The organism is Caldibacillus sp. 210928-DFI.2.18, assembly GCF_020554505.1.
Lineage (GTDB): Bacteria > Bacillota > Bacilli > Bacillales > Caldibacillaceae > Caldifermentibacillus > Caldifermentibacillus hisashii.
Genome location: NZ_JAJCHL010000097.1, coordinates 1 through 11145, shown reverse-complemented (window position 1 = coordinate 11145; position 11145 = coordinate 1). Strand labels below are relative to the sequence as shown.

Annotated in this window: 7 protein-coding genes; 4 read left to right on the top strand and 3 right to left on the bottom strand. The window is 38.2% G+C overall.

What is annotated here, in order from left to right:
* Positions 1-205: 205 nt before the first annotated feature.
* Both LIZ98_RS15195 and LIZ98_RS15190 read right to left on the bottom strand, forming a co-directional pair.
* Positions 206-859: a hypothetical protein gene (locus tag LIZ98_RS15195; RefSeq protein ID WP_227140136.1), complete on the bottom strand. Its 654-nt coding sequence runs from the start codon at positions 857-859 to the stop codon at positions 206-208.
* A gap of 404 nt (positions 860-1263) precedes the next feature.
* On the bottom strand, positions 1264-2118 hold the full coding sequence (locus LIZ98_RS15190) for a TetR/AcrR family transcriptional regulator (RefSeq protein WP_227140137.1): 855 nt from the start codon (positions 2116-2118) through the stop codon (positions 1264-1266).
* Positions 2119-2205: 87 nt separating this feature from the next.
* Between LIZ98_RS15190 and LIZ98_RS15185 the strand changes: the two genes are divergently transcribed.
* From LIZ98_RS15185 to LIZ98_RS15175, 3 genes are all read left to right on the top strand, one after another.
* Entirely contained in the window at positions 2206-5295 is a 3090-nt protein-coding gene (locus LIZ98_RS15185) for an efflux RND transporter permease subunit (protein ID WP_227140138.1), read from the top strand.
* Between the two features lie 583 nt (positions 5296-5878).
* A complete protein-coding gene (locus LIZ98_RS15180; RefSeq protein ID WP_041844896.1) occupies positions 5879-6778 on the top strand; it encodes an ABC transporter ATP-binding protein in 900 nt (299 codons plus the stop codon).
* Positions 6771-8024 carry an ABC transporter permease gene (locus tag LIZ98_RS15175; protein WP_227140139.1) on the top strand — a complete coding sequence of 418 codons (1254 nt, stop codon included), beginning with the start codon at positions 6771-6773 and terminating at the stop codon, positions 8022-8024. Before LIZ98_RS15180 ends, LIZ98_RS15175 begins: the two co-directional genes overlap by 8 nt.
* A 486-nt stretch (positions 8025-8510) precedes the next feature.
* Here the strand turns inward: LIZ98_RS15175 and LIZ98_RS15170 are convergent, their stop codons facing one another.
* The gene (locus LIZ98_RS15170; RefSeq protein WP_227140140.1) at positions 8511-9002 is read right to left on the bottom strand and encodes a hypothetical protein; all 492 of its coding nucleotides are present in this window, start codon (positions 9000-9002) and stop codon (positions 8511-8513) included.
* Positions 9003-9190: 188 nt separating this feature from the next.
* Here LIZ98_RS15170 and rlmD point away from each other — a divergent pair, with 188 nt between their 5' ends.
* Complete coding sequence (gene rlmD / locus LIZ98_RS15165) at positions 9191-10561, top strand: 23S rRNA (uracil(1939)-C(5))-methyltransferase RlmD (protein WP_227140141.1); 1371 nt, start codon at positions 9191-9193, stop codon at positions 10559-10561.
* Positions 10562-11145 lie beyond the last annotated feature (584 nt).

The window sequence follows — 11145 nt, the reverse complement described above, 5'->3', positions numbered from 1 at the left end:
ATGGGTGAGGAAATCCTTAGCTGTTGTCACATTGCCCATTGATTCCCTAAAAAATCGATCATGTGGGTTTTGTATCTTCACGATCAGATTTCCCCCTTTCCTTTACCAGTTCCATACTATATATTATACAATTTCGTCTTGTTTTCCGCTATCATTTGTGCCGTCATGAAAAAGCATCAAGTCATGAGTACCGGATAAAAATTCCTTAATGAACTTGAAATTGGAAATGTTTTGTCATCACTAAGGAAACAATAAAAAGAAGTTCAAAAACATTCATTATCGGAAAGTTTTTTATCCAATTGGCCAGTAGTCCACCAAGAAGCATGACAACAGTGCCAATGAATAGCCACGGAAATCTTAATTTTTTCATTAGTAAAACGCCAACTGCACCAAGGACCAGGGTAACGACCATGACCATGAGTGGGAATCCGGGTTGAGTCACATTTTCATAGGTTAAAACACCGTCCTCCCATTTGGGCTCAAGTTTCATTCCCATAATCGAAGTCAACAGTTCATATACAATGAATCCGATCGTTAACACATAGGCTAGTAATTTCCAAAGAGTTTGCCGCATTGAAAGCAGACTGGTCTTGTGAAAAACATTCCAAGCAAAAAGAATAAGCGTAGGCGTGAACAGGGCATGGAACCAATACCGAATTTTGCTCAAAGCTTCCAGTGTATTGCCTTCTCCGATAAAACGGCCAAATGCAATGATGAGGTTATCATAAACCAGCCCGAAAATGACGAGAATAAGGAAATTGGCGTGATTCCTTATCCCGTATTTTTTTACTTGTAAGAGCTCCCATATGAATAGGCAAAGATAAGCAAATCCAAGGAAAAGGAAAAGAAAAGTCTCCATTCGTCCACACTCCCTTTTACCTAGTTTCACCTAAATCGATTGGGTAAAAACATAAGAAATTGATGTTTTAAAACTGTAATCGGTAAGGATTATGGACGAAAATTATTTGTTTAACGGGCAGTACGATTTCCTCTCAATATTTTAACGGAAATCAACTGCGCGTATCTGTTCAATTGGTTCAACTACCACCCGTAGGAACACCCCGCGGATTGAAGTTTCATTGAACATATGTGAACGATAAAAAAATCGGCCAACGGATTATTGTGTACGATGAAAAATCGACCCATACCATTTTGTTTGACTGTCGTGTACCTATGAAAAAATTGACCAATTGCGCACTTGCACGATTGGTCAATAAGCTTTTGCGGGCTTCTGGCTTCTGGTCACCTGATAAAGGCTGTTAATTATTCGCTTGAAGTCGCGCGGATGGATCCCTCTATATACAGTTCATAAATAGAAGCGACCCATCTGCATTGTGTGTTTGTCCGAATATTTTTCAAAAGACCTTGAATAATCGCTTCGTTTAAATGTGGATCTTCTAAGTCTTCTTTTAACAATAATAAAGAATCACGGACAATCGGATCATCGCTCGTTTCCTGTATTACTTCCTCCAGCTTATTTAGCACTTCTTCTTTTGAAATATCAAAGTGAAAATTAATTTTTCCTAAATATTCAGGAGTGAAAACCAAAACAGTCGAATGGTCGGCAATGATGGTGATCTTTTCAACTATCGAATGACACAATCGATCTAAATCAACCGGAAATTCGTCAATTAAAAATAACTCTGTATAACCTTTTAATAATCCGTTAACTGCATAGAGCAGTTCAAAATGCATATCCGGATTCTTTTTTGGAAATTGTCTTTGAATAATGGAAAGTAAAATATGATTGAGCGTTGACATGTACATCTGCAGTCTGTTAAACAAATCATTATTATAGGAAAAAACTTGTTCCTTTAAAAAAAGCTTTGCAAACTTTGCATGTTTTTTAAATTCGCTTAGTGAAACATAGATATAATTATAGAGCAATTGGTCTGTATGTTTTTCATTAATGACCGATTGTTCAATATCGGAAATGATATTACTCAAAAAATAATCAATTAGACCAATTATTAATTCATCTTTTGATTTAAAATAAAGGTAAAAAGCACCTTTTGATATGCCGCAACGTTCGGTTATTTGTTGAACAGATGTTGACTCGAAACCGTTTTCGGCAAATAATTCAACTGCTTTTTCTATAATTAACTGTTTTTTAGACATATAAAAGACTCCTTATTTGACAAATGACCGATTAGTCATTATTATAAATAAATGTATAAAAAATGTCAATTTAAGGTTGGTGGAATTGTGAAAGGCTTAGTAAATTTTGTTCTGAAAAATAAACTGGCGGTGTGGTTACTAACCATTATTATAATCGCTTCAGGTATTTATTCGGGTACACGAATGAAAATGGAGTCAATTCCTGATATATCTATCCCGTATTTAATTGTTATGGGTGTTTATCCGGGTGCCACTCCTGAACAAGTGATGAATGAAGTATCTATGCCAATCGAAAAAGCGGTAGAAGGATTGGAAGATGTTAAAGCCGTCTATTCAAATTCATCATCCAATGTCTCGCAGATTCAGATCGAGTACGATTATGGTGTAGATATGGATGAAAAGAAACGTCAGCTGGAATCAGCCATCGATAATGTTACCTTACCGGAAGAAGTCGAGCAGCCTACGATTATGGCGATCAATATGAATATGATGCCGGTTCTTGCTCTTTCGGTTAGCAGTACAGAAGAAGATATTGTCGAACTAACATCAACAGTTGAGGATATTCTTTTACCTAAGATTGAAAAAATTGACGGCGTTGCTTCCGCTGAAATTACCGGGCAGCATATTGAAGAAGTAGAGTTAAATTTTGATGAAGAAAAAATGGCTGAGCTGGGACTCTCGGAAGATACTGTAAAAGATATGGTAAAAGCGAGTGACATGGCGCTATCTTTAGGCCTTTATGAGTTTAAAGAGGGAGAAGAAGCTGTTGCCATTGACGGTGATATAAAAACGGTTGACCAATTGAAGGAAATGCTCATCCCTGTCACACCGACTGCTGAAAACCCGGTTCCATTTGTAAAGCTTGGTGATATCGCAAAAATTGAAACAGTCGGTAAAGTTCAATCGATTTCCCGGACAAATGGGAAAGACGCGATTGCCATTCAAATTGTCAAAGGTCAAGAAGCCAATACTGTCACTGTAGTTAATGCTGTAAAAGATTTAATTAAGGATGAAGAAGCGAAAATTGACGGTTTAAAAGTGGATGTAACACTTGACCAAGGAGAACCGGTCGAACAATCCGTATACACAATGATTGAAAAAGCCTTATTTGGCGGATTAATTGCCGTTCTCATCATCCTGCTGTTTTTACGCGATGTGAAATCAACTATTATTTCAATCATATCCATCCCGGTTTCAATTTTGATGGCTTTATTGCTGTTACACTGGCTGGATATTACTTTAAATATTATGACACTAGGTGCAATAACGGTTGCGATTGGACGGGTAATCGATGACTCAATTGTCGTTGTGGAAAACATTTACCGACGTCTGCATTTAAAAGATGAAAAACTACGCGGCCGTGCCTTAATTCGAGAAGCAACAATTGAAATGTTTAGGCCAATTTTGTCCTCTACATTAGTTACAGTCGCTGTTTTTGCACCGCTCATATTTGTTGGCGGAATGGTTGGCGAATTGTTCATGCCATTTGCTTTAACAATAACTTTTGCTCTAGGTGCATCATTGCTTGTTGCGATTACCATCGTGCCAACTCTGTCACACACTTTATTCCGTAAAAAACTGTATGGTGAAAAAACAGAGAAAAGCCATAAAGGACTTGGAACCCTTGCAAAATGGTATAAAGGCGTTTTAGAAAAAGTTTTAAATCATAAAGTGATTACATCGGTGATCGCTATGGTTTTATTAGCCGGGTCACTGGCACTCACACCTCTCATTGGATTCAGTTTCTTGGGCTCTTCTGAAGAGAAGATGATGTTTATAACGTATACGCCTAAAGCGGGTGAGTTAAAAGAAGAAACCGAAGCCAATGTCGCAGAAGTTGAAAAGAAATTATTAAAGCGCGATGATATCGAATCTTTACAGTTGTCCATTAATGACTCTAAAAATGTCGATGCCGCTTCCATGATGATGGGTGGCAGAAATGGGGCATTAATGTACATAATCTTTGATGAAGATATGGAAAATTTCCCTGAAGTAAGAAAAGAAATTGAAGATTATGTAACAAACTTAAATCAGTCAGGTGAATGGACATCACAAAACTTTAGTACAGGTGGTATAAACTCCAATGAGTTAAGCTATACGATTTATAGTGAAGATTTGGATGATTTAATGACAGCCGTCAAACAAGTTGAAGGAGAATTATCTGATATAAAAGACTTGGAGGATGTCACATCAGATATTGAAGATCCATATGTGGAAAATGTCTTTAAAGTATCCCAAGATCATGTGCTTCAGTACGGCTTAACCACAGCCCAGATTGCCATGGCATTATCTAACGCCGGAAATAAGGAAGTATTAACAACGGTTGAAAATGATGGTGATGAAATTGAGGTTGTGATACAAAGAGATGCAAAAGTAACTCCGGATACGGTAGAAGATTTATTAAAAACGCCAATAAATACACCGCTTGGTACGAAGATTCCTTTGTCCGAACTCGTGGATGTAGAAGAAGGAACGACATTAAATACGTTAACCCGTTCAGAAGGTGAATACTACGCAACCGTTTCAGGGACAGTTATCGGTAAGGATATTTCAAAAGTAAATGCTGAAGCTGATAAAAAAATTGAAAATCTTGACTTACCAAAAGGTGTTACAACAGGAGTATCCGGTGTTGCGGCAGATATGGCTGAAACCTTTACACAATTAGGTGTCGCCATGCTTGCAGCTATTGCCATCGTCTACTTCATCTTAGTGGTAACGTTTGGTGAAGGCATGGCACCGTTCGCCATTCTCTTCTCACTGCCTTTTACCGTTATTGGTTCATTCATCGGGTTGTACATTACCGGACATACCATTTCGGTACAGGTAATGATGGGATTGTTAATGTTAATCGGAATCGTTGTTACAAACGCCATTGTTCTTGTGGACCGAATTATTCACAAGGAACGGGAAGGCTTAGCAATGCGTGAAGCCATCCTAGAAGCCGGTGCAACCCGTCTGCGCCCGATTTTAATGACGGCGATTGCGACAATTGGTGCTATGCTACCGATGGCACTTGGAATTGGAGGCGATGGGGGCCTCATGTCAAGAGACTTGGCCATTACCGTAATTGGTGGTCTGTTTAGTTCAACGTTATTGACGTTGGTCATCGTACCAATCGTTTATGAAGTACTTTCAAAACTATTGAAGAAAAATCGGAAAGAAATCGTAGAAGATTAATTAAAAAGGAGCCTGTCCCCCGGTATTTGAGAATGTAATACGGTGGGGCCAGGCTCCTCTTTTATCGATTGAGAAACGGTGCGAAACTGAAAATGAGTGATGAGAAAAAAGTCAGTGCCATGGCTAACGTAATACGTCATACGGCGCAAAATGAGAAAAATGTCAGGCTCCGCTTTTGATTATTGCCCAAACGATAATGAAATATTTTCCAATTTTTCCTATTTTTTCGTCTCCACCTTCTGTTATAATGATATTAAGCAACAATTAATGAATCTATAACTTGTCACGGCTTTATTTTAAGGTTGGGAAAATTCCCCTTTAACGGCAAATCTTGTACTTTCACCGGATGATTCATTCGAAGAGGAACACAAGTGGGGAAGGGATTCCCGCAGCACACATCTGATTTTGATACGAATAATCAGTGAGGATACCGTTTTCCACTGGGTTCCCTTTATTATGTGAGAACTTGGTCCGAACGGGTGGTGGAAAACGACACTGATAAAATAGAAGTTTCCCTTTATTATGTTAAACACCTTAAAATAAAGGTGTGACAAGCTTTTATTTTGCTTAAAGGAGGAAGGACATGGCTTTAGAAATCGAGCATGTTTCAAAGCGATTTGGAAAGTATACAGCTGTTGATGATTTGTCGCTTTCGATTCCTGAAAAGACGATTTTTGGTTTTTTAGGCGCGAATGGAGCGGGAAAGACAACAACTTTTCGAATCATACTAGGCTTAATGGATGCCAGTTCCGGAAATGTTTCATGGAATGGAAAGCCGGTTGATTATTCAACAAGTGACAATATTGGCTATCTTCCGGAAGAACGTGGTCTTTATCCGAAACAAAAGGTTAAAGAGCAATTGATTTTTTTAGCTAGATTAAAAGGAATGAGTAAGCAAGAGGCTGAAAAGGAGTTGGGGAGATGGTTGGAACGGTTCAAAGTTCCTGACTATGCCGATAAAAAAGTGGAGGAACTGTCGAAGGGGAACCAACAAAAAATTCAGTTTATCGCTTCCGTTCTACATAAGCCATCTTTACTTATTTTGGATGAGCCATTTAGCGGGCTCGATCCGATCAATGTCGAGCTATTAAAGCAAGCTGTTTTAGATTTAAAGGAAAGCGGTACAACAATTGTTTTTTCCAGCCACCGAATGGAGCATGTCGAACAATTATGTGAGAATTTATGTATCTTGAATAAAGGAAAAACTGTACTTCAAGGCTCTTTAAAGGAAATTAAACAGTCCTTTGGCAAGAAAAATTTAATCATTCATGCGGACTTTGATGTAAGTTTTTTGAAAGAATACCCGGGTGTTCGTAAGTCGTCTGTCACTCCAGAAGGTATTCAACTGCAAATTGAAGGTGAAGAGGTTGCCGGCAGCATTTTACAGGAGATTGTAGGAAGAGGGTTTATTCGGAAATTTGCCCTGGAGGAACCTTCTTTGAATGATATTTTCATTGAGAAAGTAGGTGCTTCCTATGAATAAGTTTTGGATCATTTTCTTTCATACTTTTTTAACTAAATTAAAAACCAAGTCTTTTATCGTGACAACGGTTATTACTCTTCTGATTATTGTTCTGCTGGCGAATATTACTAATATTATTGATTTCTTTAATAAAGGAGAAGAAGGGGAAAAAATCGCGGTTATTGATGAAACCGGGGTACTGTTTGACCCATTTCAAAATCAGTTAGAAGCAATCGATAAAGATATTCAATTGAAAAAATTTACCGGGGATGGAACAAAGGCTGATAAACAGGTTCAAAATGGCGACTTTGATGGTGTACTCGTTCTTTCCTATAATCAAGAGAATTTGCCGGCAGCGGTTTATCGATCATTAACGATTTCTAATACCTCATTGTTATCATCGCTGGAAAATGGACTGCAGCAGATGAAGACCCAAATGGCTGCAACCCAAATGAACTTATCTCAAGAACAGCTTACGAAATTGTACGAGCCTGTCTCCCTGAAAAAAGTTGCATTGGAAAAAGATGCAAAGACCGAAGAAGAGCTAAGCCAGGCGAGAGGATTAGTGTATGTACTTTTATTTGTTATTTATTTTGCCGTTATTATGTATGCGAATATGATTGCGATGGAAGTGGCTACCGAAAAATCATCACGGGTCATGGAAATCTTAATCTCCAGTGTGCCGCCGATCAAGCAGATGTTTGCGAAAATTTTAGGTGTCGGCTTGCTTGGGTTATTGCAACTTGCTCTCATGTTAGGAGTCGCCTATTTTTCATTAAAACAAAATATGGATTCAATGGAGGGCGGTTTTTTTGATGTATATGGGTTCGGTGATGTTCCGGTTGCAACCCTTGTGTATGCTTTTGTTTTCTTCCTGCTGGGTTATTTCTTGTATGCAACATTAGCGGCGTTTTTAGGGTCGTTAGTTAGTCGGATTGAAGATGTGAATCAGTTAATCACACCGATGACGTATTTGCTGATTATCGGTTTTATGATTGCCATGTTCGGTCTAGTGAAGCCGGATGCGACGTTTATTACAGTAACTTCTTATATTCCGTTCTTTACGCCCATGCTGATGTTTATGAGGGTGGGAATGCTGAATTTACCGATTTGGGAGCCGATCCTTGGAATTGTTATTTTGCTGGTCACCATTATTTTATTCGCTATTTTCGGGGCAAAAGTTTATAAAGGCGGCGTCCTCTTGTACGGGAAATCCAGTTCATTTAAAGATATTAAAAAAGCCATGCAGTTAACGAAAAATGAATGAGAAAAGGGAATAACTGTAAATGAACTTGTGCAACGTTCGGAAGCGAGTCGATCGATGAGACAACTGCCATTGGGTTGTCTTATAGAGTTTGTTCAATGGGGCACATTACTTCAAATGATTGAATAATGTTCCATTGCATTCAGAAGTGAGCCGATTTTTATGAGAAAACCGCCATCGAATTGTCTTTTAGAGCAGTTCAATGGGGTATATCACTTCAAATAATTAAAAAAAGCCCCATCGCGTTCAGATAAGAGTCCACCTATGAGGCAAAACTGCCGAAGTTTGAGAGGTCACTGAAAAACTATTTGATTACATTCACTAACACAATATATAGTATGATAAAACCCGAAAATACATCAAAATACGGTGCTTAGCAAGATTATTTCGCACCTTTTTCAGTGGCCTCGAAGTTTGAAACGGTTGTGTCTCATAGTTAAAAAATAAGAGTGAAGCCGGCTTAAAAATGAATGCTGCGTGAAATTGACTTCAAGAAGGTTTACCTAATTTAATAAGAATGACTCCGATTAAGCCGCCAACTAGGTAACCGCCAAGCCCTAAATATATAGGTTCGGGAAAGTATTTGGAACCAAAAATTACCCCCACCGTCGCAAACATTCCGGATAAAATGAAAGGCAATTTGTGTGAAGCAGGAGGCGCACATTTTCGTTGAATTTCATAACTAACTTCATATGCATCCCAATGTGATATGTCAAAAATAGCTGGATAAAATAAAATCCATTGGTAGTTTAATATCGTTTGCGACTTTTCAATATCACCTAAAAATGCGTACAACAGGGCTTCATTTAAATGCCCATAAAAATTAATAGTCGTATTGGGGATTCCGAATAAAAGCCCCTTTAATAATTGACCGTTATATATTTGCCCGAATCCTGTCATTAACCAACCACAAAGAATAGCGATAAAAGGTCTGTAATTTATGATTTCATAAATTTTTTTAAAAAAATCTCCGTTTAACATTTTTTAGCATTCACCCTTAAGTTTCATCATTCCCTATAATGAACTGACTTATGTGACACCAACAACTAAGCCTTATTAGATAGGTTATTCGGTTTTGTTTAGCTATTTCCTTTGTCCTTCTATTTTTGATATAGTTTTACTTGATAACAGGCAGATGGATGAAAAACAGAGGAGTAAAGGTGGATAAAATGAGTCAAACAATACCAGTAAAGAAAAATGATTACATAGATGTAGAATTTGTTGATTTAACCCATGAAGGACAAGGGGTAGCAAAAATTGACGGCTTCCCGGTATTTGTTCCGGGTGGGCTGCCGGGTGAATATGCACAAATTAAAATTTTAAATGTGAAAAAGAACTACGGTTATGGGAAATTGATCGAAATTAGGGAAAAAAGTCCGTACCGCGTAGAGATTCCAAAAGAGGACATGCACAAATACGGCGGTTGTCAACTTCATCATATGTCCTATGAAGGTCAGCTTCAATTTAAACAAAACTTGGTGGAACAGACACTAACGAGAATCGGAAAGTTGCAAGATGTGAATATTCATCCGATTATTGGTATGGAGCAACCTTTTCATTATCGGAATAAGGCGCAAGTTCCGGTTGGTGAGAGGAATGGACGGTTGATTACCGGATTTTATAAACCACGTACCCATGAAATTATAGATACGGATGAAAGTGTTATTCACATGGAGGCCATTAATGACGCGATTAAGATTGTAAAAGAAATTTGCAGTGAACTTGGAGTTGCGGCATACAACGAAGAAGCGCATACCGGGGTGTTGCGGCACATTATGGCGCGCTTCGGACGGAAAACGGACGAGTTAATGATTGTTCTTATCACAAGGACGGAAAAATTGCCACATCGAAAGGAAATTGTTGGAAAAATTGTGGCTGCATTACCGAATGTTAAATCGATTGTCCATAATGTAAATCCGAAGCGGACGAATGTGATTTTAGGAGAAAAAACGCAGGTGCTCTGGGGGCAAGATGTGATATATGATTATATCGGAAATGTCAAATTTGCTATCTCACCACGATCCTTTTACCAAGTGAATCCGGTACAGACACAGGTTTTATATGATAAGGCGTTGGCATATGCAGGTCTTACCGGTGAGGAAATTGTGTTTGACGCTTACTGCGGAATAGGAACGATCTCGTTATTCTTGGCACAACAGGCAAAAAAGGTGTACGGGGTGGAAGTAGTCCCGGATGCAATTAATGATGCGAAAAAGAATGCTGATTTGAACGGGAATACGAATGTGGAATTTTCGGTGGGAGAGGCTGAGGTCGTGATTCCAAATTGGGCAGAGGAAGGAATTCATGCGGATGTTATCGTCGTGGACCCGCCAAGAAAAGGTTGCGATGCGGCTTTGCTTAAGACAATTATTGAAATGAAACCGAAGCGGGTTGTTTATGTAAGCTGCAATCCGGCAACATTGGCTCGGGATTTAGGTATATTGGAAACAGGCGGCTATCAAACCTTGGAAGTCCAACCGGTCGACATGTTCCCGATGACGATGCATGTTGAGTGCTGTGTGTTGCTCGTGAAAAAATAGAAGATATATAAGGGTCCGAGAATCGGTAAAAGATTCTCGGACTCCCATCTTCTTTTATCTCAATTCGTTCAATTAATTTGCGAAGCATTTCTTCATCAAGAATAGGATTTTGAACGAAATTTTCAAGGTTTCGAATTATTTTTGTAAAATCAATCGTTTGTTTTTGTTGAAGTAATCCTTTTTCTATCTTTACTTTTTCCTCATTTAATTTTGCAATCTGATTACCATTATCTTCTATAAGTAATCGATATTCATCATCTTGAATTTCGCCCCGTATTTTCATGCGAAGAGCAATAGTTTTATCTTTCTTTAAGTTTTCAATTTCCTTGTGAATTACAGTAAGTCTCTTTTGATCACGTTGTATCAGTTTGGTAATCTTTTTCTCAATATCATGCTGAATTGATTTTGTTGAGAGTTTTGAAAACATCTCCTTAATATCATCTGAAATAATCTTAATTAATTCATCTTGTTTAACAAAATGGTCAGAGCATTGTGTACGACCATGTTTGTTGTACCGTAAGCCCGAAATAAAAATAAACGTACCTTCACGGTACGTACTACAAATAACCGTAAAACCATGATTT